Origin of the sequence: Kaistella gelatinilytica (assembly GCF_015679325.1) — a bacterium.
Lineage (GTDB): Bacteria > Bacteroidota > Bacteroidia > Flavobacteriales > Weeksellaceae > Kaistella > Kaistella gelatinilytica.
The window spans coordinates 309,067-331,138 of record NZ_JADPVI010000004.1; the positions used below are offsets into that span (position 1 = coordinate 309,067).

Here is a 22,072-nt window from a genome sequence, read left to right on the forward strand (position 1 = left end):
TCAGTATCTTTACATTTGAGACTTCATTCAAATCAGTTCAATTCATTCAAAACAAAATAAAATGCCAGAAGGTCCGTCCATACTTTTTTTAAAAAACAAACTGCAAAGATTTAAAGGGAAAACAGTTTCCGAAGCATCCGGTTACGGCGAAATGGATAAATCTGCGATCGTTAATTTAAAATTGATCGACATCGAAACTTACGGTAAAAATCTACTGTTCGTTTTCAAAGATTTTTTTGTCGGTGTTCACCTCGGACTTTTTGGAAGCATGCTCGTCAACAAGCAAAAAAAAGTAAATGCGAGTTTTGCCCTTCATTTTGCTGATGGGGAAATTAATTTCTACGTTGCCAAAACGAAATTATATCAAGGGAAACCTCAAGATCACTTTGATTTTAAAACCGATATTTTAAAACCTGAATTCGATGCTGAGTTTGTTTTAAATGAATTGCAAACGAATCATGCAGAGCAGATGATTGGTGATGTTTTAATGGATCAACATCTTTTTGCGGGCGTCGGAAATATCATCAGAATTGAAAGTCTTTACCACGCCAAAATTCATCCCGAAAGTTTGGTGAAAAAAATTCCGGAGAAGAAATTAATTTTCCTGCTTTCAATGCTCGTAGATTACAGCGAAGAATTTTTAAGTTTGCTAAAAACCGACGGTGTAAAAGAAGCCGCCATGATTTATGGAAAAAAAATCTGTCCAAAAGATAAGACTGAACTCTTGATCGAAGAAATGGGTAAAATAAAACGCAAAACCTATGTCTGCCTAAAGTGCCAGAAACTCTACAAATAAAAAAATCCTGCACTGTTGCAGGATTTTAAGTTTTCAAGATAAAACTTTTAGAAATTAACCTTGATAAGGATTCTCTTCAAAAAGACCCTCAACAGACCAGTATCTTTCGCCCGTGTCATAATTGAAAGTCAATACGACAGAACCTTCCGGGATTTCTGCTAACTTTTTATTGACTGCTGCACAAGAAGCTCCGGTTGAAACGCCGGCTAAAATTCCTTCTTCTCTCGCCAGTCTTTTTGTGAATTCAAAAGCTTCTCCTTTTTCAACAGCAATTGTTCCGTCTAAAAGATCAGTGTGTAAATTTTTTGGTACAAATCCAGCGCCGATTCCCTGCAAAGGATGCGGTCCGGGTTTTCCGCCAGAAATTACAGGAGAATCTGTAGGTTCAACCGCAAAACTTTTCATATTCGGAAATTTCTGTTTCAAAACTTCAGTTACACCTGTAATGTGACCGCCAGTTCCAACGCCTGTGATGAGGTAATCGATCCCATTTGGAAAGTCATTTAAAATTTCCTGTGCAGTGACTTTTGCATGAATTTCAGGATTGGCAGGATTTTCAAACTGTTGCGGGATCCAGGAGTTTTCGATTTCTTCAGCCATTTGCATCGCTTTTTTGATCGCTCCCGAAGTTCCTTCTTCTTTTGGTGTCAAAACAAATGATGCGCCGTAAGAACTCATCAGTTTTCGTCTTTCAACACTCATGCTTTCCGGCATTACCAAAACCAGTTTGTAACCTTTTACCGCACAAACCATGGCCAAACCAACGCCGGTATTCCCGGAAGTTGGCTCGATAATCAAAGTGTCTTTATTGATCGATCCGTCCTTTTCCGCTTTTTCGATCATTGCCAAAGCAATTCTGTCTTTCAAACTTCCGCCCGGATTTTGCTTCTCCAGTTTCATCCAAACTTCCACATTTTTAGGGAAAATTTTATTGATTTTGATCACCGGTGTATTTCCGATGGCTTCTAATATATTGTTCAGTTTCATATCTAAATTTTTTAAAATTTGTTAATTATTTGGGCAGACATTTCCGCCCTGGTTTATCCTGAGCTTGTCGAAGGATTCCCGCTTTTTTGCTAGCCTGTCCAGAGCTTGTCGAAGGATTCCTCCTCGCAAAAAGAGCTCCACTCAGGTCGGGCTGCGGTAATTTTGCGGATCAAATACTAAAGATAATAGGTTCATTCCTGGGGAATTTATTCTTTACGGTGACTTGACCTTTATGAAAAACCACCGAATTGGGTGCCACACTTTCTGTGATCCAAACATTTCCACCAATTAATGCATTTTTTCCGATGACCGTTTCGCCGCCCAGGATCGTCGCATTCGCATAAATCACAACACCATCTTCAATAGTAGGATGCCGTTTTATATTTTGTAAATTTTTAGCGACGGAGTGAGCGCCTAAAGTCACGCCCTGATAAATTTTCACGTGATCACCAATAATGGTAGTTTCCCCAATTACAATTCCTGTGCCGTGATCGATAAAGAAATAGTCCCCAATCTGTGCTCCCGGATTAATGTCAATTCCCGTTTTGCTGTGCGCAAATTCCGTCCAAATTCGTGGAATTAATGGAATATTATTTTTATAAAGTTCATGGGCAAACCGATAAACAGCAATGGCGAAAAATCCGGGATAGGAAAACATGACTTCTTCTTTGCTTTGTGCCGCAGGATCATTGTCAACGATTGTTTGTGCATCATTTTCCAGTGATTCGTAAACTTTGGGGAAACTTTCAAAGAAGTGATCAGTTTTAAGACTGTCTTTTTCTTCAGTCACAGAACATAATATTTCTTTAAATTCAATTTTAAAAGTATTTAAACGCATCTCAATATTCGGAAGTTCCGAACATCTTTGATATTCCAGAAAGAAAATAAACCGGAAAAATCGGTCGATAAAATCTTCGATTTTCTTTTTATCGATGTCATATTTTCGGTTCGAGTACCCTTCGTGAAGTCGTTTTGCAAAACCCATATTGACTGCTAATTTTTAACAAATTTAGTTTATAATATTTCCAAAAATCTTGATTTAGGGTAAGAATTAACTATGGCAATGATGCAGATTATGAATTGCCTGTGTTTTTTTTAATAATTAGGAAAACTTTAATAATACTAAAATTGCCCAAAACTTTAACATTTCGTAAATTTACGCTTCTTAGAAAAAATGAATTGAATATGGAAATAGTTGAAGAAAATACCTTTTTCTATTCCCTTTAAAATTAATAAATCTATAAATAAATAAATATGAAAGTTACCGTAGTAGGAGCAGGAGCAGTTGGCGCAAGTTGCGCAGAATACATTGCGATGAAAGATTTTGCAGCAGAAGTTGTTTTAGTTGACATTAAAGAAGGTTTTGCTGAAGGTAAAGCGATGGATCTAATGCAAACCGCTTCTCTAAATAATTTCGATACCAAAATTACAGGAACAACCGGTGATTACAGCAAGACAGCTGGATCAAAAGTTGCCGTAATTACTTCCGGAATTCCAAGAAAACCTGGAATGACGCGTGAGGAATTGATCGGGATCAATGCTGGGATCGTGAAAGATGTTACTGCAAACCTGGTAAAACATTCACCGGATGTAATTATCATCGTAGTTTCAAACCCAATGGATACGATGGCTTATTTGGTTCATAAAACTTCCGGACTTCCAAAAAATCAAATTATCGGAATGGGTGGAGCTTTAGATTCCGCACGTTTCAAATACAGGTTGGCAGAAGCTTTAGAATGTCCGATTTCAGATGTTGACGGAATGGTGATCGCTGCTCACAGTGATACCGGAATGCTTCCACTAATGAGTAAAGCAACCAGAAATGGAGTTCCAGTCACTGAATTCTTAGACGAAGCAAAACAAGATCATGTTGCAGAAGAAACTAAAGTTGGTGGAGCAACCTTAACTAAATTATTGGGAACTTCAGCTTGGTACGCTCCAGGTGCAGCAGTTTCTGTAATGGTTCAGGCAATTCTTTGCGACCATAAAAAAATGATTCCTTGTTCATTAATGTTAGATGGCGAGTATGGTCAAAGCGACATCTGCCTTGGAGTTCCTGCAATTATTGGCGCAAATGGTGTTGAGAAAATTGTAGAAATTAAATTAACAGACGCAGAAAAAGAAAAATTCGCTACCGCTGCACAAGCAGTAAGAGAGGTGAACGGAGATTTAAAATTTTAGGATCACCTTATAAGCCACGAAGTGGCGACATCAAAAGCAAAGGGTGAAGCCCTTTGAAAATGGAGATTTGAAATTATAGGATTTCCTTAAGCCACGAAGTGGCGACATCGATAGCAAAGAGTACAACTCTTTTAAAACGGTGCTTTGAAGTTCTGATCAATTTCATTTAAATATACAAACGCATCTTTTCGAAGGTGCGTTTTTTTCTTTATTCATCATTACGAGGAACGACGCAATCTCAAAATCTATTTTTCAATTTTCAATCTTCTGTTTAGAAAATTCATGAAAAGTTCATTCTGTCCTTAAGTTTTAAACCCTTAAATTTGTCTCTAAAATTCGAACATCCGTAAATTTTTAATTATGTTGAAAAATATTTCCATCATTTGTTTAGCCGTTTTCTCAACGGGTTTTTCTGCTCAAAAAAATAAATCGTCCCAAATCGAAAGACCAAAACTCGTTGTCGGTTTGGTAGTTGATCAAATGCGGTGGGATTATCTGTACCGTTATTATGAAAAATACCAGAACGATGGTTTTAAAAGATTGCTGAAAGAAGGATATTCTTTGAACAACGTTCATATTAATTATATTCCAACCTACACTGCGGTTGGACATACCACGATTTATACAGGTTCGGTTCCAGCGATCCATGGTATTGCCGGAAATGATTGGTTCGATAAAACTACCGGCAAAGACGTTTATTGTACAACCGATGAAAACGTAAAACCGGTCGGAACAGCTGATGCGAAAGTCGGCAGTCATTCTCCTAAAAATTTGTGGTCTACAACGGTTACGGATGAACTTCGGTTAGCAACTAATTTTCAGGCAAAAGTAGTTGGAGTTTCTTTAAAGGATCGCGCTTCAATTCTTCCCGCAGGACATAATCCGACCGGAGCTTACTGGTTTGATGATACCAGCGGAAATTTCATTACGAGTTCTTATTATATGAATCAGTTGCCAAAATGGGTGAACGATTTTAATGCCCAAAAAATTCCAGATGAATTGGTGAAAAACGGTTGGAATACGTTGCTTCCCATCAATCAATATACCGAAAGCTCTCCCGACAATTCGAAGTGGGAAGGACTTTTAGGAAGTGCAAAAACACCGACTTTTCCTTACAATAATTTGGCTGCAGATTACCAGACGAAGAGAGATAACATTCGTTCGACCCCTTTTGGAAATACTTTAACGCTGAAAATAGCGGAAGCTGCCATTAAAGGAGAAAATTTAGGAGCGGATGCGATCACCGATTTTCTGGCCATTAACTTAGCTTCTACCGATTACGCCGGACATAAATTCGGACCCAATTCTATCGAAGTTGAAGATGTTTATTTAAGATTAGACCGCGACCTGGCTGAATTCTTTAAATATTTAGACCAGGCGATCGGTAAAAACCAATATACAGTGTTTCTTTCTGCAGATCATGGTGGAGCGCATTCAGAAGGATTCATGGAAGAACATAAAATGCCAACAGGATTTTATGGCGAAAACTCTAAGAAAGATTTCAACCAGCTTTTAAAAGATCAGTTTGGAACCGATAAATTGGTGAGTGATGTGAGCAATAGTCAAGTTTATTTAGATGATAAATTAATGACTGACAATAAGTTAGATGTTGATAAAGTAAAACAATTTTTGATCGATCAGTTGAACAGAGACAAATCTATTCTGTTTGCAGTTGATATGAAAAAAGCAGGATCATCTTCAGTTCCTGAGCCTATAAAAACCCGAATTGTTAATGGTTACAACTGGCAACGAAGTGGTGACATCCAGATCATTTATCACGATTCGTGGTTGCCAAGTTATTCCAAACTCGGAACGACGCACGGTTCCTGGAATTCTTATGATTCACACATTCCTTTAATTTTTATGGGATGGGGAATTAAAAACGGTGAAAGCAATAAGGATTATAATATGACCGATATCGCACCGACGATTTCTGCCTTGTTGCACATTCAGTTTCCAAGCGGAAACATCGGTAACCCAATTACAGAAGTGATCGAAAAATAAGTTTTAAAAATTTTGTACTCATATTTAAAAGCCGCTTTCGAGCGGCTTTTTTAATTTGGAAATTGTAAACACGAATTACACAAATCACTTGCACAAATATTACAAATATAACTTCAAAAATATTTTGCTTAAAACTACTGTGGACTTTGCATTCACTAAAAAGAACTTATGTGACTTATGTGTTAAAGCTCATCACATTTATAGCCAAAAAAAAAGACCGCATTACTGCAGTCTTCATTATTTTAAAAAAAATTACTTCATCTTGTTCGGCGGATAATTCGCCATGATCTCCGCCACAATTTCCGGGATCTGTTTCTGTTTCGCTTTCGGCGAATCAACCGAAATTCCACTTCCTACCCCTTGCCAAACCAATTTTTGCGTTCTCGCATCAATGAGATCAAGGATCAAAGCACCTTCATTGTAATTAGAACTCCACGTTCTGTTCATTCCAACACCCCAACCAAAATTTCCGCCCCAACCGTACATTCCGTAAGGTCGATTGCTTTGTACATCCTGAATTTTCTTGTAATTCGCTTTTACGTTTACAATCAAATCCGGATTATCGGAAACACTCAAACCTTTCATTTGTAACTGCTTCGAAACCTCGTTTAAAACACGATCCTTATCGATATCGTTCATTTTTAAATCATCAACTCTCAATTTATACGATTTGTACATATTGAAATTGGCGGTTTCTGCATAATCAGATTTAACTTGAAAAGGGCTGCAAGAAGCAAGTCCCAATGTGGCCGAAGCCAATAAAAGTAAGATATATTTTTTGCTCATGACTTGAAAATTTATATTGTATTTAAATTTTTAAATTCCTAATTACAGATTACTGATTACTTATTAACTTCTCTATTTGTCTCTTCTCTCACTGGCTTTTTAAATGAATCGGTCTTCTTATCGTAGCCGAACGGACAATGTTTGCATCCACTTTTGCAGCAATAACCGCGCTTAAGATGGAAATGTTCTGTAAAAACTTTATAACCCTGTTCGTTGTAATAAAAGTCTTCGTGTTCTTTGATGATTTTCTGCTCCATTAGTTAAATCAGAATTCCTGAATTTGATATATTTGTGAGATGATAATTGTATGCCAATCGCTTCTCAAAAATACAAAAATTTCGGGGATCACCCTTTTCCCTTTTATCCTTCTAAAAAACCAGCACGATCTGCGCAATAAAATTTTGATCAACCACGAAAAGATCCATCTGCGTCAACAAGCCGAACTCCTGATTATTTTCTTTTACATATGGTATGTTTTAGAATATTATTGCCACTTTTTCAAACTAAAAGATTCTTTTCTCGCCTACAAATCAATCTCTTTCGAGCGCGAAGCTTACGCCATGGAAGACGATCTAAACTATCTCGCCAAAAGAAAATATTGGAGTTTCTGGAAATATATTGTGGATTAATTACTATTATTTGGGCGCCAATTTCCGCCTTCCACTCCCGCTTTTTTAATTGCTGACTTCGACAAGCTCAGTCACCAATTAAAAAGAGCTCCGTTCAAGTCGGGGCGGAGATCTCGCCCTCAAAAAAAATATCGTTTTGGGAAGATTAAGCCGTTACACCGGAGAACAGTTATTTGTTGATCATTCTCTAAGGTGCAATAAATAATAAATTATTTAATCAAATTCTTCAAAACGTAATCTAAAGCATCACCCTCGCCAACTTCTACATCCGGAGAAATCCCAACGCGATCAACCCGAAATCCTTTATCAGAAATAAAATCATTCGTCGGAATAATCACTGCAAACTCATTATCCAATTCAAAACCTTTCGCACTTAATAAAACACCTGCAGTTTTTGTCCCAACAATCGTAGCGAGTTTCTCTTCTTTCGCCGCAGTGGTAAATACTTCCGCGGTACTTCCTGTTTTATTATTCGTCAGTATAAAAACTTTCCCTTTAAAAGTTTCTGCATCTGGACTTGTTAAAAGAAAAGCTCCCGATTGATCCGCTGCTTTTTTATAAAATTCGTCCAAAGTTCCATACCGGAAAATATTAAAATGTCCTCGATCAGTTTCATTTGGACTTCGGTTATTTTCATTATACCATTTTTGATTCGGAAAATAACCTACGACAAATTCTCTGTTGGTGAGAAAATTGCCCAAAGGAAGTGAGGTTTCAAAATTTCCGCCGGGATTATCTCGCAGATCAATGATAAGATTACTGTACTTTTTGACTTTAATTTGAGAAATTAAAGAATCAATTTTCTTTCGGTTGCCATTAAAGGCATCAATATCTAAAACACAGGTTTTTGGATTAATTTCGGTCAATGTAAATTTGGAATCTCCGGCATTTCCACCTTTCTTCATCAGATTTAAGTGGCTGAATTCCAGTTTTCTTTTTATTATTGCTGAAATAATAAAAGCATATTGAAATTCAAAATCATCAACAATTTTCGGTGTATTCTTTAAAAGGTCTTTTTTGAAATCCAGGTAAGAAGTCGTTTGCAAATATTTCCGGTCAAAAATATTGGTTTCAATATTAGAAATTAAACTATCCGCAAGTTTCGAATAATTTTTGCCTTGGTAATTTTCTGCCAGCTTTTCGCCTTTTAAGATTTTCACTTTGCCCTTCGAATCTTTTAATTCAAGTTCTATGTTTTGATCATCCATTCTCAAAATCAAATCGTATTTCGTTCTTAATTCTGAAAATTTCCCCCTGAAATCTTTTCGATTGTTAGCTGTTGCTTCCAGATGAATAAACTCCGGCGTGTCGAGATCGAATTTCTTTTTCACCACCATATATTCAATTATAGAGAAATAATCTTTGATCGCGTTTTTTCTGGTAGAACCCTCTATTTTATTTCCTTCAACTTTTGTCTCCAGAATAAAATTAAAATTAGTTTCACTCTTAATGAGCCATTTCGTTTGAGCAAAAGTAAAGACAGGAAGTAGCAAAAGTACTGCGGCGATTTTGAGAAAAAGGGTTTTCATAAGACTTTATTTGTTTGCAAATATCAAATTAAAAAGCACTGGAAACTATTCAAAACCGCCATTTGTGACGAATAACAAGCATTTGTGATGAACAGCAAGGAGAAATTATCAATTTACTGCCTGAAGATAATTTCTGGAAACTGGAATTTGCTCTTCAATATTTTTGAGCCTTAGTTTTAAACCTTGCGCATTTCCTTTTTTAGAAATGATCTGCAGTTTATTGATCAGATATGAACGGTGACATCTAACAATATTTTTTTCTTTTGCCAGCTGATTTTCTAAATTTGAAAGAGAAATTCGGATCAGTTTCTTTTCCAGCATCGAATTATTTTGATAATAAATGGTACAATAATTACCTTCGGACTTCGCAAAAATAAAATTTTTATGACCTTCTACAATTGTCAGGTCATTGATTTGAATGGGTTGATCATTCTGAGAATTCTCTTCCAAAATATTTTCTGAATTTTGCGAAACCCATATCAATTCATTTTTGTCATTTTTAAAATTTAGAAGCGCAAAAAAGTAAATTGCGAAAATTGGAGTTCCCAAAGCGAAAGTGAAAAGGATCATAAAACCCAGATCCGACCAATCAAATGGAGATTGTCGAATTACGCTCATATTATAGAAGTAATTGAAAATGGAAGACAAAACTAGAATTCCCACAATGCTCAAAAGTTCGTCACTCACTTTCCAAAAATGATCAGAAAACTTTCTCAGCAGAATCTTAGCGAGAGAGAAAACCGTGAATACGATTATTGCATAAGGAAGTAGAATAATATATTTCAGCGAATGATGGAAAGTATAAGTTCCAAAAGGCTGAAATAAAATCAAAAATAAATAAACCGCAACTGCGATAAACAAAGCCTGGAGGAAAATTTGCTTCAACTCTTGAGTCTTTGGAAATGGTAGATTTAATATTTTTTTCAAAGGGAAAGACTTTATAGTATGAATATAGATATTTATTGAAATTAGTGAAAATTTCTCTGTAAAAGTAAAAAATATATTCTCCAAATATTTGCGAACTTTGCCCCAATGAAAATCCCCACCATTTCAATTCCTATCACCCAAATCCTTCTTCAGAAAAACATCCAACTTTTTCTGAAAAGAGAAGATCTCATTCATCCTCAAATTTCAGGGAACAAATATTGGAAACTCTTTTATAATATCAATTTTTACTTAGATCAAAATCCAGCAAATCCTTTCCTTATTACTTTTGGTGGCGCTTTTTCCAATCATATCGCCGCAACCGCTGCTTTGGGAAATGAATTTCAATTGAAAACTATGGGCATTATTCGTGGAGAAGAACTTCGAAACAAATGGCAGGAAAATCCAACCTTAAAATTGGCGCATGAAAACGGAATGGAATTTCGATTTGTGAGCAGAGAAGAATATCGAGACAAAGATTCTTTAAGACAACTCCTACAAAAAGAATTTCCCGAAGCTTTGATCATTCCGGAAGGTGGAACCAACGAACTCGCTGTGGAAGGAATCCAGTTTATGCTCAATTCGGATACAAAAAGTTTTGATTATCTTTGCACCGCAGTTGGAACTGGTGGAACAATTGCCGGAATATCTAAGTTTGCGGAAGAAAATCAGCAGGTTTTAGGTTTCAAAGTAGTAGATGATGACTCCTTATATAATAAGGTGTTGGCTTTTTCAAAAAGAAATAATTTTAAACTTCTAGAGGCACACGATGGAGGTTACGGTAAAATAAGTGACGAAAATATCCGTTTTATCAATGACATCAAAGAAGGGCACAGAATTCAGCTTGATCCGATTTATACCGGAAAGATGATGATGAGGATTTTCGAAATGATAGAAAATAATTATTTTCCGGAAGGATCAAACATTCTCGCTTTTCATACAGGTGGTTTGCAGGGGATTTTCGGAGCTAACGAAATGCTGAAAAAACAAAACCGGGAATTGATTAATTTATAAGGTGTTTTAAACGCAAAGACGAAAAATTTTAATTTTAAAGCACTGATTACAGACTTTTATTTTAAAAGAATAACTTCCTTCTAAAAAAGTTGAATGTTATTTTATGTTGACTTTATAAAAATTTACGAATAAGAAAACTTTTGTGTCTTACAAAAGAACGCTAACAATAATTGAATTATGAGATAAAACTATACTTGTTTTAAAATCATCAAAAAGAATTTATGAAAAGAATATTTTTTGCTTTTGCACTCCTAATTATAGCAAAATTTCACGCTCAAACCTGGAAAACAGATGAGCAATATATCCAGAAATTCGCGCCGTACGCCGTAGAAGAAATGGAGAAATATAAGATCCCGGCTTCAATCACTTTAGCACAGGGACTTCTGGAAACCGGCGGTGGACAAAGTCGATTGGCACAACAGGGAAATAATCATTTCGGTATTAAATGTAAAGAAGACTGGACCGGAAAAACAATGACGCACACCGACGATGCTCCGAATGAGTGTTTTCGGGTTTACAATGATCCGCGACAATCTTACGAAGACCACTCAAAATTTCTCGCCTACCGACCATTTTACGTGAATTTGTTCAAACTTGATATGATGGATTACAAAGCTTGGGCACACGGTTTGAAAAAAGCCGGGTATGCAACGAATCCAAAATACGCCTACATTCTCATCGATAAAATTGAAAAGAACAGACTCTATGAATTTGATAAAACAAGTTCTGGCGAGGTTCTTTACGTCGTTTTGAGAATGTACCCTGATCTAAAAAATGACCGTATTTTTATGGCACAGTTAGATCAAAGCAGATCTTCTTCAAACCCCGTAACTGTAAAAGTTCCTTACGAACAGGTTTCATATGCGAAACAGCAGCAGAATGTTGAAAAGATCGTTTCAAAAGCGGAAACTTTAAATTCAATTTTAATTAAAAGTCATCCGAATGATGGAATGAAATTCGTGATTATTCCAGATAATTTAGATTTAGAAGCAGTTTCGAAAAAATTTGGTATCAGCGAAAGTCGTTTAATGAAATGGAATGAATTGGACGGAACGCAATTAAAAAGAAATGACATTCTTTTCTTAGAATCAAAATCTTCCAGCGGAAACGTTGCAACTTATAAATCTCAGGTTGGCGAATCGATGCACGATATTTCGCAGAAATTCGGAATCAAACTGAAAAAACTCTATGCTAAAAACCGAATGGATTACGGTCAACAACCACAATCCGGACAGCTCATCTATCTTCAAAGCAAAAAACCCAGAAAGTAGAACAGGCTTTAGTTATTTAGCCGTAGATTTTTACATTACTCATTACTCATTACTCATTACTCATTACTCATCAATTATGAATTACCAAAGAAGTTCAGCTTTATTCGACGAAGCGTACAAATATATTCCGGGCGGCGTAAATTCTCCCGTTCGTGCTTTTAAATCTGTAGGCGGCGTTCCCATTTTTATGAAATCTGCGAAAGGTGCTTATATGACCGATGTTGACGACAATCAATACATCGAATACATCAATTCCTGGGGTCCCGCGATTCTCGGACATACCCATCCGGAAGTTTTAGAGGCGATTAAAAAGCAAGCAGAAAAAGGCTTTTCTTATGGAACTCCGACTGAACTTGAAACGGAGATCGCGAAATATATCGTAGAAAATGTACCGAATATTGACCAGATCAGAATGGTTTCTTCCGGAACTGAAGCGTGTATGAGTGCGATTCGTTTGGCTCGGGGATTTACAGGAAGAGATAAATTTATCAAATTCGAAGGTTGCTATCACGGACATTCTGATTCTTTTTTAATCAAAGCGGGAAGCGGAATGGCAACTTTTGGAAATCCAAGTTCTCCCGGAGTAACTCCCGGAACCGCGAAAGATACTTTGCTTGCGAAATATAATAATATCGAAGAAGTGGAAGATCTGTTCCGACATAATCAAGGAGAGATCGCTGCAATTATCGTAGAACCGGTTGCCGGAAATATGGGTTGCGTTTTGCCTGAAAATAATTTTTTGCAGAATTTGAGAAAATTATGTGATGAAAACGGCGCACTTTTAATTTTTGATGAGGTGATGACGGGATTCCGACTGGCTTTCGGTGGTGCTCAGGAATTGTATAATGTAAAAGCAGATATCGTAACTTTTGGAAAAGTAATTGGTGGTGGACTTCCTGTTGGAGCTTTTGCAGCGCGCAACGAGATCATGGATCATTTAGCGCCAAAAGGTGCAGTGTACCAAGCAGGAACTCTGAGTGGAAATCCTCTAGCGATGCGAGCGGGTTTAACGACTTTGCAACTCATCAAAAGTGATGAAAATTTCTATCAAAAATTAAACAAATCAACAGAAACTTTAGATTTTGAAATTGGTAAAATTTTAAATCAGAAATCAATTCCGCACCGAATTAACAGGAAAGGTTCGATGATGAGCATATTTTTTCATGTGAATGCGGTTTCAAATTTTGACGAAGCAGCAAATGCGAATCATGCTTTGTTTAATAATTTCTTCCATCAGCTCTTAGAAAAAGGAATTTATTTACCGCCGAGCGGATTTGAAAGCTGGTTTATTTCTGCTGCGATTAAAGAGAGTGAAATCGATAAAACTTTGGAAGTGATTCGAAAGTTTGAATATTCTTAAAACTATATAAGAAAAGCCAGTTCAATTTGTACTGGCTTTCATGTTATTTGCTGATTAGGTTTTTAATTTCTAGCTCTTTCATATTGATGCGGGAAAAAGCAATCATCATTATTTTTAAAGGAGCCGCGAACCGGAAGGTAAGGATTTCTGAGAATTTCACGGGCTACAAAAATGAGATCAGCCTGATTGTTCTGTAAAATTTCCTCGGCTTGCTTTGCGCTCTTTATAAGTCCAACTGCGCCAGTTTTTATTCCCGTTTCTTTTCTGACTTCTGCGGAAAGTGGAACTTGATAACCATCAAACAAAGTAATTTTTGAACCTTGAATATTTCCACCACTGGAAACATCAATTAAATCAACGTTTTTTGATTTTAAAACTTCAGCCAATTTTACACTTTCGTCAATATCCCAACCATTTTCAGCATATTCCGTTCCGGAGATTCTCACAAAAAGCGGATGATTTCCATCCAATAATTCATTCACCGCTTCAACAATCTCTACCAAAAAGCGAATTCTGTTTTCGAAGCTTCCACCGTATTCATCGGTTCTCACATTTGATAATGGCGACAAAAACTGATGAACTAAATATCCATGCGCAGCGTGAATTTCAATTAAATCAAATCCTGCTTCCAAAGCTCTTTTCGCAGCATCCTGAAAATCCTGAACAAGTTTTTTAATTTCCGCAACCGATAATTCATGTGGAATTCTTTCTTCTTCGGAATAAGGAATTTTTGAAGGTGCAACAGTTTCCCAACCTTCTTCCAATGAGATTTGTTTGCCATTCCACGTCGAAGCTTTTCTTCCCGCATGAGCTAATTGAATTCCAATTTTACTTTCGGAATTTTCATGAACAAAATCAACAATTTTTTTCAAAGCTTTTCCCTGTTCATCGTTCCAAAGTCCCATACATTTATTGGTAATTCTACCTTCAGGAACAACTCCAGTTGCTTCAACCATCAATAATCCGGTTCCACCTTGAGCGCGGCTTCCGTAATGAACATAATGAAAATCGGTTGCAACACCATCGTTGCTGGAATACATACACATTGGCGACATTACCCAACGGTTTTTGAGTTCGAGATTTCTAAATTTAATAGGCGAATATAAAATCATAAATATTTTTTTAATTAAGAGCACAAATTTACAACAAGTGGAGTGGAGCGGCACATTTTTAGCCATTCAAAATATCGATAAAAGAGAAAGGTATTTTAGACCAAAATCTCTTTTTCTAGATGAATTTTTTCAGACAATACTTTTACCTTTACTGAACTTTTGGCTTTCATCAAATAAATTTGGCTGATCTTAAACTACAACTATGACTAAAAAAATTATCTCCGAAAGTGATTTGACAAATATTGCGATCATTGGAAGCGGTCCAACTGCGTTATTTCTTCTCAAATATATTTGGGAAAACATTAATGTTTTACAATCAAAAATTCAAAAGATCACTATTTTCGAAAAAGAAGAAGTCTTGGGAATTGGAATGCCTTACAATTCGAAAACGACGGACATTTATAATCTGGCGAATATTTCTTCCGAAGAAATTCCGATGCTGCAGGAATCTTTTGCAGACTGGCTTCGAAAACAGACTCCAGAATTATTAGAAAAGTTGAATGTAATAGATTTTCCAATTGATGATTCGGAAGTTTACAGCCGGGTTTCTCTCGGACATTATTTTGAAGAGCAGTTTAAGCTTTTGATTTCGGCTTTAGAATCGAAAGGAATTGAGGTGATTCAAAAAGTCAGATGTGAAGTGTCGGACATTTCAAAAGATAAAAATCAATTGATCGTCACTGACTGTAATCAGGATAAAAATAAATTTTCTACCGTCATTATTGCAAATGGTCATGAATGGGGCGATGAAGATCATCCGGAATCTGGATATTTTGCTTCACCCTGGCCAATTCATAAACTTATTCCAGAAGATGAAAAAGGTTATAATTTTCCAGTCGGAACTTTGGGAGCTTCCTTAAGTGCGTTTGATGTAGTGACTTCTTTATCGCATCGTGCAGGAATTTTTGAAAAAATTGACGGTAGATTAACTTTCAAAAAAAATAAAGAAAATCCTGACTTTAAAATTGTTCTGCATTCTGCCGAAGGTTGGTTGCCGCATTTGCAGTATGAACAAAAAGAACCGATCCGCGAAATTTATCGTCATTTCAATCGAAATCAAATTTTAGAATTAATTAATAAAGATGGTTTTTTACGAATTGAGAATTATTTCGATGTTTTGTGCAGACCGGCTTTAATTGAGGCTTTTCGAAAAGATCGTTTGGAAGGTGTCGTTAAAAAATTGGAAGATCCTTCTTTCAGTTTTAAAGATTTCGTCGCGCTAATGTCGGATAAACACGAGTACGTAAATTCATTTGAAGGAATGAAAAAGGAAATGGTGACCGCAAAAAATTCTGTGGAAAACAACATTCCGATTTACTGGATGGAAACTTTGGATGATTTAATGTACAGTTTAAATTATCATGCAGATCTTTTATCAGCGGAAGATCACCTCTTTTTTCAGAAGGAAATTATGTCTTTTTTAATGAATGTGATTGCAGCTTTGCCGCTTCAATCTGCGAATATTTTGTTGGCGCTTTATGATGCAAAATGTATCGAACTAAAAAGTGGATTTGTCAATTTTCCTGATGATGCTTTTGGAAAAGGAAAAACTAAAATCACCGTAAAATCTGAAGATGGGGCGGAAGAGGAACTAGAATACCAATTATTCGTGAATTGTGGCGGTGGAAAAAAACTGGAATTAGAGGATTATCCTTTTCAAACTTTAGCAAAACAGGGTGTTATTCGCACTGCAACTGCAAAATGTGCGGGCGAAAAATATTTAAAAGAAGAAGCGAAAAAATCGGATAAAATAGATTTGGTAGAAACTGAGGAAGGTTTAGCAATGAAATTATCTGGAATTGAAATTGATTCAAGTTACCGAACGATTAACAAAAAAAATATCGCAAATCCTTTTTTATATGATATCAATTTTACGCATGCAAATGGATTAAGACCTTATTCTTACGGACTTCAAGCATGTAGCGCAACAAGTTTAATCGTGGTAGAATCTTGGTTAGCGGAAATTGTAGAAGATAAAAATGTAAGTGAAGAAATTGAAACCATCACCGAATTATATGAAGATGTGGATGGTTTATAAAATATTTAAAAATGAAAAAGGCTCCAATTACGGAGCCTTTCTTATTTAAATCAGAAAATTAAGCTGGAACAACTGGATTATTTTCCCGATCCCAGAATCGATGTTGTTGAATATCTTTTACAAAATCTTCTAACTTTCCATTCGTAGAAACTCCTTTTGCAGGAAGTTTAATTTTGGGAATTGCTTTTTGTAAAAATTCTTTCGCGTCACTGTCACAAGCAATCGGTTTACAATGTTTAAAAGCTTCCGCCACAAAATGAAGCGCATCTGCATTTCCTAAAAGTGTTTTCAAATCGTCGCCACCTGCAACATAAACTGCATCAAAAACGACAGAAGCTGCAGTTAACAAACTTTCGTCAATCGGATATTGATCGCCAGATTTCGTAGTGACAAAACCATGTTTTGGTGCAATTACTGCAACCATCGCATCCAGATCACACAATCCTTTTTTAATTTTTGTGAAGGCTTCATCATTTACACCATTTGCAGTAATCAATGCTATTCTTCTCGCTTTAATGTCGTTCACTAATTTATTTGACATGCTTAAAGACGGCGCATCTTTAATCGTTAATTTTTCTTTGAAAGAATGATAATGCTCCAAATTTCCGTCCGCAGGAATACTTCCCGTAATTGGTTGTGGAAGTTTGGCCGGAATCAAACCTAAATTATCGCCCACGATTTTTGCCAATCCTTCATCAATTTCCAAAAGCATATTGACCATTCTTTGACGGATCGGAACAATTTTCACTTTTCCGAGTTCAAAAGAAAAGGCATTTTGAATGTGTCTTTTTTCATTGTCCGTCATGCTTTTATAGAATAATTCTGGCTGACTGAAATGATCGAAGAAACTATTGCTTCTCATTCTAATTTTTTTAGAATCGATGCGCTCTTCGAAAGAATTAAACCCACCTTCCGCAATTTTCGCCTGGAACGGGCAACCTCCTCCCATAGAATTTGGATTGTAGGAAACTTTTCCTTTCACGATCTGCATTCTGTGCATTCCGTCGCGCTGATTATTCGTCACTTCTGGAATCGATTTATTAATGGGGATTTCATGAAAATTCGGTCCTCCCAATCTGGAAATTTGTGTATCGGTGTACGAAAATAATCTTCCCTGCAATAAGGGATCATTCGTGAAATCAATTCCTGGAACCAAATGTCCGGGATGAAAAGCAATTTGCTCTGTTTCGGCAAAGAAATTATCAGGATTTCTATTCAAAGTCATTTTTCCAATGATTTCCACAGGAATTATTTCTTCCGGAATTAATTTCGTAGGATCCAGTAAATCAAAAGGATATTTGTGTTCATCTTCCTGCGGAACGATTTGAACGCCCAATTCCCACTCTGGAAAATGACCTTCATCAATTGCTTCCCACAAATCTCTACGGTGAAAATCCGTGTCTTTTCCGGCAATTCTCTGCGCTTCGTCCCAAGCTAAACCTAAAACGCCTTGTTTTGGTTTCCAATGGAATTTTACAAAATGGGATTTACCTTCATCATTGATAAAGCGAAAGGTGTGAATTCCGAAACCTTCCATTGTTCGTAAACTTCTCGGAATCGCGCGATCGCTCATTAACCACATTACATTATGCATTGCTTCGGGCATAAGCGAAATAAAATCCCAAAAAGTATCGTGCGCAGAAGCAGCTTGAGGAATTTCGTTGTGTGGTTCAGGTTTTACGGCGTGAACTAAATCCGGGAATTTCGTGGCATCCTGAATAAAAAACACAGGCATATTATTTCCAACCAAGTCGTAATTTCCTTCTTCGGTATAAAATTTCACGGCAAAACCACGAACATCTCTTGGAACGTCGGTTGATCCTCGAAATCCTGCAACTGTGGAAAATCTTGCAAAAACCGGAGTTTTTATAGAAGTGTTGTTGAGGAATTTTGCTTTTGTATATTTTCCCATCGGTTTATACAGTTCAAAAACACCATGAGCTCCGGAACCGCGAGCATGAACGATTCTTTCCGGAATTCTTTCGTGGTCAAAATGCGTAATTTTTTCCCGAAGAATAAAATCTTCCAATAATGTTGCGCCTCTTTCGCCTGTTTTTAAAGAGTTTTGATCGTCATTTATTTTTAAACCTTGGTCGGTTGTCAGAAATTCACCGTTATTATCGGTTGTGAATTTTCCTAATTGTTCTTGTTTTGGATTCGCGCCATTTTCAAACGGTTCGCTTTCGTTTATTTTCATAGTAGTATTTCTAATGTTGGTGATTAAATTTTAAACGGCATTTAAATCTTTAGACTGTAATTTTCCATCAACTGCTTGAGAATTCAAATTAGTATCTGCAATCGTACTAAGCAAACAATCGGATTTTTTTTCTTCGCCTAAGGTTTTTAGAAGTAAATCTAGCGCAGTTCTTTCATTTAAGGTTTTCGCAAATGCTGCTAAAGTTCCGTAAGTCGCGATTTCATAATGTTCTACTTTTTGCGCACTTGCAATAATACCGGCGTCACGAACTGGACCTTCTGCGGTTTCTTCCATAATTTCTGCGCCTTCTTTGATAATTCCATCCATGGCGAGACATTTTTTACCTTCCGCTTTTAAGCCCATCGATTCGAAAACCTGTTCTAAACGCGTAACATGTTCTTTTGTTTGAGCCAAATGGTCTTTAATGGCTGTTTTCAATTTTTGATCTGTTGCCTGATCGAACATTTTCGGAAGGGTTTTTACCAGCGCATTTTCTGCCCAATAAATGTCTTTAAGTTCGTCGATAAAAAATTCTTTTAAATTTTTAGCGATGCCACTTTTTTCTGATTTTGGTGATTTTGATTTTTTGGTGTCCATTTGTTTCAGGTTTTATATTTATTAATGTTATATAATTTAAATGTGTTTAATTAAGTGCATGGAGAAAATTTAAGAAAAAGTTGATAAATTTTTGAAAGAATATATTTTAAATCCATAATTTAATTTAAATGTATACCATTAGATATGAACCTTCTAGGTAAAAATTGGAATCAACTATTAAACCAAAACATCAAATTGTTTTAATGATTTAATATTGGCTCTTTAAACATTTGAATTAGAACGTTTAAGAAAAGACCACTCAAATCTTAATGAATTTTTACCTTTAAATAAAAACTGCTGATTGAAACTTGAAGGTGAAATCTATTGGAAAGTAGAAATTTAAAATATACTTTAGCAAGTGATAAAACCATTAGAAAAAATTCTGATGATCTTTTTATTTCAATGAAAAAAAGTGCGCTTCTTATCTTCTCATTTACTTCTATTTTGGTCTTTTCCCAGAATACGGAAGCTTACAATAAAATTTACAATAAGACATTTTTGGAAACGGCGCAAAAGGATTTTCCTGCGGCGCTGAAAGTTGCGGATTCTCTTTTTTTAATTTCCGAAACACCGAGTTTTAAAACAAAAAGTTTGATGCTTTCTGCAAATTTGTATTTTCAAAAAGGCAATGTAGAAAAGGCGATGGAACTTGCTTTAAAGGCAAAAGCGATCATCGAACCGACAGACGAATATTTGATGCAGAGCAAGATTTACGGATTTTTGTCGAGTTTGTACATGGATTTAAATCTTTACAAACAGTCCAAGGAATATTTTAATAAATGTTTGAAAACTAGCGATATAATTGAAGATAAAAATATTTCAAATAATATTCAGGGAGTTATTTCCCAGGAACGAGCGCAAGCTGAAATAAAATTTAAAAATTACGCGCAATCGATTCAATATGTAAAGCAATCCCAGAAACATCTCAATCTGGTAAAGGATCCGCAACCTTTTTTACTCGCAAAAAACGAAAGTTTATTAGGAGAAAATTTTTATTTATTAAAAAATGATGAGGCATCTTTTGATCATTACCAAAAAGCTTTGAAAATTACGGATGCGATTCCAGACAGTTATATAAAAGGCATTATTTATAGTGGTTTAGCACGGATTTACATTGACAAAAAGGACGAAATAAATGCTAAAAAATACATCACTTTAGCGCAGGAAATTTCAAATAGATCTCAATTCCTGGCTTTGAAAAAAGAAGTGAATGAAACTTCTGAAAAATATTATCAACTGACGAAAGATCTTGATGGACTTTTGGAAGTACAAAGCAAACAGGAAGTTGTAGTAGAAAACATCCAGAAGCAGAAAGATTCTTTCGTAGACAAATCGATTGTGGATTTGAAAAAGGAAAATGTGGTTGTAAAGGAAGAAATTTCTACGAGTAAAATCATCATTTTGGGAGGTTCGATTTGTTTGGTTTTTGCCTTTTTATATTTCTTAATCAGCAGAAAGAAACATCGAAGAGATTTTGAAAATTTTCAAAAAATAATGGCAGATCTTCATGCCAAAGTTCAGGAGCAGGAAAAACAAATGCAAGTTAATGCAAAACCGAAAGAAATTTTAACTGAAAATAAAGCTCAATTTTTGAAAACTACGGAGAAGATCATGATAGATTCTACCGAATTGAAGCTTCTGAAAAAACTGGAAAAATTCGAAAATTCCACTTTGTTCACGAAAAATTCGATTTCGCTTTCCACGCTTTCTACCTATTGTGAGACCAATCCAAGATATTTGTCAAACGTCATCAATTCTCATAAAGGAAAAGATTTTAATAATTATATCGGCGAATTGCGGATCAATTACATCATCGAAAAATTAGAACGCGTTCCAAAATACCGGAAATTTAAAATTGCGGCACTTGCAGAAGAAGCGGGATTTTCTTCGTCCAATAAATTTGCGACGGTTTTCAAAAAGGTGACGCATATTTCGCCCTCGGTTTTCATTAAATATGTGGAAGAAAATGAGGAAAAAGAAGAAGTTTCAACCTAATAATAATTCTCTTTTTCGAATGTCTAAAAAAATGTAAAACCTTTATTTCATGGAGTTTTTGAGAACTTTATAGGAGTTTCGTTTTACGTAAACTGATACCTTAAAGATTCTTTTCGATACCAATCTTCAATTATTTTTACAAAAATGAACTCGCAGAAATTGTTTTCGCGATTCTCATTTTTCAGTTAAAATAATCTTACGATGAGTGTTTACAGTATCGAAAAAAAAGTTGCTTCTGAAGAAAGTTCTGTTCTAAGTTTTGATCGCCACACGGATTTTATCACGACGGATACGCTTCGAAAATTATTGAGAAAATTGGAGCGATTTGAAAGATCAGATCTCTATTTAAAAAATGATATCTCTCTTCTTAAATTAACGTCATTTTGTAGAAGCAACACCAAATATATTTCGCACGTTCTTAACTTTTGTAAGGAACGGGATTATAACAATTATATCAATGAACTTCGAATTCAGTACATCGTAAAAAAATTGCAGTCGGACCGACAATATCGAAAGTATAAAATTGCAGTTCTTGCAAAAGAAGCTGGATTTTCTTCTCCCAATAAATTTTCTTTTATCTTCAAAAATTCTAAAGGGATATTGCCTTCAACCTTTATTAGAAATCTTCAATAAAAAAAAGTTTTAAAATTAT

Annotated in this window: 19 protein-coding genes; 10 read left to right on the forward strand and 9 right to left on the reverse strand. The window is 35.7% G+C overall.

Annotation, left to right across the window (positions count from 1 at the left end; all coding sequences use genetic code 11):
* Window positions 1-61 precede the first annotated feature (61 nt).
* Window positions 62-796: a DNA-formamidopyrimidine glycosylase family protein gene (locus IV494_RS14205; RefSeq protein WP_196080762.1), complete on the forward strand. Its 735-nt coding sequence runs from the start codon at window positions 62-64 to the stop codon at window positions 794-796.
* 54 nt (window positions 797-850) lie between these two features.
* Here the strand turns inward: IV494_RS14205 and cysK are convergent, their stop codons facing one another.
* On the reverse strand, window positions 851-1,783 hold the full coding sequence (gene cysK, locus IV494_RS14210; RefSeq protein WP_196080763.1) for a cysteine synthase A: 933 nt from the start codon (window positions 1,781-1,783) through the stop codon (window positions 851-853).
* A 169-nt stretch (window positions 1,784-1,952) separates the two neighbouring features.
* Window positions 1,953-2,768 (reverse strand): serine O-acetyltransferase EpsC, encoded by an 816-nt coding sequence (epsC, locus tag IV494_RS14215; RefSeq protein WP_196080764.1) that lies wholly within the window; start codon window positions 2,766-2,768, stop codon window positions 1,953-1,955.
* Window positions 2,769-3,037: 269 nt separating this feature from the next.
* Between epsC and IV494_RS14220 the strand changes: the two genes are divergently transcribed.
* Together IV494_RS14220 and pafA are read left to right on the forward strand one after the other, a co-directional pair.
* On the forward strand, window positions 3,038-3,964 hold the full coding sequence (locus tag IV494_RS14220; protein WP_196080765.1) for a malate dehydrogenase: 927 nt from the start codon (window positions 3,038-3,040) through the stop codon (window positions 3,962-3,964).
* A 360-nt stretch (window positions 3,965-4,324) separates the two neighbouring features.
* The gene (gene pafA / locus IV494_RS14225; protein ID WP_196080766.1) at window positions 4,325-5,968 is read left to right on the forward strand and encodes an alkaline phosphatase PafA; all 1,644 of its coding nucleotides are present in this window, start codon (window positions 4,325-4,327) and stop codon (window positions 5,966-5,968) included.
* Window positions 5,969-6,220: 252 nt separating this feature from the next.
* Here pafA and IV494_RS14230 read toward each other — a convergent pair whose 3' ends face one another.
* Together IV494_RS14230 and IV494_RS14235 are read right to left on the reverse strand one after the other, a co-directional pair.
* Entirely contained in the window at window positions 6,221-6,754 is a 534-nt protein-coding gene (locus IV494_RS14230) for a DUF4136 domain-containing protein (RefSeq protein WP_196080767.1), read from the reverse strand.
* A 56-nt stretch (window positions 6,755-6,810) separates the two neighbouring features.
* Complete coding sequence (locus tag IV494_RS14235; RefSeq protein ID WP_196080768.1) at window positions 6,811-7,011, reverse strand: DUF5522 domain-containing protein; 201 nt, start codon at window positions 7,009-7,011, stop codon at window positions 6,811-6,813.
* Window positions 7,012-7,050: 39 nt separating this feature from the next.
* Here IV494_RS14235 and IV494_RS14240 point away from each other — a divergent pair, with 39 nt between their 5' ends.
* Window positions 7,051-7,383, forward strand: coding sequence for a hypothetical protein (locus tag IV494_RS14240; RefSeq protein WP_196080769.1), 333 nt, complete (start codon window positions 7,051-7,053; stop codon window positions 7,381-7,383).
* A gap of 209 nt (window positions 7,384-7,592) precedes the next feature.
* Here IV494_RS14240 and IV494_RS14245 read toward each other — a convergent pair whose 3' ends face one another.
* Window positions 7,593-8,912 carry a S41 family peptidase gene (locus tag IV494_RS14245; RefSeq protein ID WP_196080770.1) on the reverse strand — a complete coding sequence of 440 codons (1,320 nt, stop codon included), beginning with the start codon at window positions 8,910-8,912 and terminating at the stop codon, window positions 7,593-7,595.
* A 108-nt stretch (window positions 8,913-9,020) separates the two neighbouring features.
* Window positions 9,021-9,839: a LytR/AlgR family response regulator transcription factor gene (locus IV494_RS14250; RefSeq protein WP_196080771.1), complete on the reverse strand. Its 819-nt coding sequence runs from the start codon at window positions 9,837-9,839 to the stop codon at window positions 9,021-9,023.
* 105 nt (window positions 9,840-9,944) lie between these two features.
* Here IV494_RS14250 and IV494_RS14255 point away from each other — a divergent pair, with 105 nt between their 5' ends.
* The 3 genes from IV494_RS14255 (at window position 9,945) to hemL (ending at window position 13,481) form a co-directional block, all read left to right on the forward strand.
* The gene (locus tag IV494_RS14255; protein ID WP_196080772.1) at window positions 9,945-10,850 is read left to right on the forward strand and encodes a 1-aminocyclopropane-1-carboxylate deaminase/D-cysteine desulfhydrase; all 906 of its coding nucleotides are present in this window, start codon (window positions 9,945-9,947) and stop codon (window positions 10,848-10,850) included.
* 221 nt (window positions 10,851-11,071) lie between these two features.
* Window positions 11,072-12,121, forward strand: coding sequence for a glycoside hydrolase family 73 protein (locus tag IV494_RS14260; RefSeq protein ID WP_196080773.1), 1,050 nt, complete (start codon window positions 11,072-11,074; stop codon window positions 12,119-12,121).
* Window positions 12,122-12,197: 76 nt separating this feature from the next.
* Complete coding sequence (gene hemL / locus IV494_RS14265) at window positions 12,198-13,481, forward strand: glutamate-1-semialdehyde 2,1-aminomutase (protein ID WP_196080805.1); 1,284 nt, start codon at window positions 12,198-12,200, stop codon at window positions 13,479-13,481.
* Between the two features lie 62 nt (window positions 13,482-13,543).
* On the opposite strand, the gene namA is transcribed toward hemL, so the two are convergent.
* On the reverse strand, window positions 13,544-14,590 hold the full coding sequence (gene namA, locus IV494_RS14270; RefSeq protein ID WP_196080806.1) for an NADPH dehydrogenase NamA: 1,047 nt from the start codon (window positions 14,588-14,590) through the stop codon (window positions 13,544-13,546).
* Between the two features lie 205 nt (window positions 14,591-14,795).
* Here namA and IV494_RS14275 point away from each other — a divergent pair, with 205 nt between their 5' ends.
* Window positions 14,796-16,631 carry an FAD/NAD(P)-binding protein gene (locus IV494_RS14275; protein WP_196080774.1) on the forward strand — a complete coding sequence of 612 codons (1,836 nt, stop codon included), beginning with the start codon at window positions 14,796-14,798 and terminating at the stop codon, window positions 16,629-16,631.
* Window positions 16,632-16,689: 58 nt separating this feature from the next.
* On the opposite strand, the gene IV494_RS14280 is transcribed toward IV494_RS14275, so the two are convergent.
* Both IV494_RS14280 and IV494_RS14285 read right to left on the reverse strand, forming a co-directional pair.
* Window positions 16,690-18,828, reverse strand: coding sequence for a catalase (locus tag IV494_RS14280; RefSeq protein WP_196080775.1), 2,139 nt, complete (start codon window positions 18,826-18,828; stop codon window positions 16,690-16,692).
* Between the two features lie 30 nt (window positions 18,829-18,858).
* The gene (locus IV494_RS14285) at window positions 18,859-19,425 is read right to left on the reverse strand and encodes a YciE/YciF ferroxidase family protein (protein ID WP_196080776.1); all 567 of its coding nucleotides are present in this window, start codon (window positions 19,423-19,425) and stop codon (window positions 18,859-18,861) included.
* Window positions 19,426-19,749: 324 nt separating this feature from the next.
* Between IV494_RS14285 and IV494_RS14290 the strand changes: the two genes are divergently transcribed.
* Both IV494_RS14290 and IV494_RS14295 read left to right on the forward strand, forming a co-directional pair.
* Entirely contained in the window at window positions 19,750-21,420 is a 1,671-nt protein-coding gene (locus tag IV494_RS14290) for a helix-turn-helix domain-containing protein (RefSeq protein ID WP_196080777.1), read from the forward strand.
* Window positions 21,421-21,621: 201 nt separating this feature from the next.
* Window positions 21,622-22,053, forward strand: coding sequence for a helix-turn-helix domain-containing protein (locus IV494_RS14295; protein WP_196080778.1), 432 nt, complete (start codon window positions 21,622-21,624; stop codon window positions 22,051-22,053).
* Window positions 22,054-22,072: the final 19 nt, after the last annotated feature.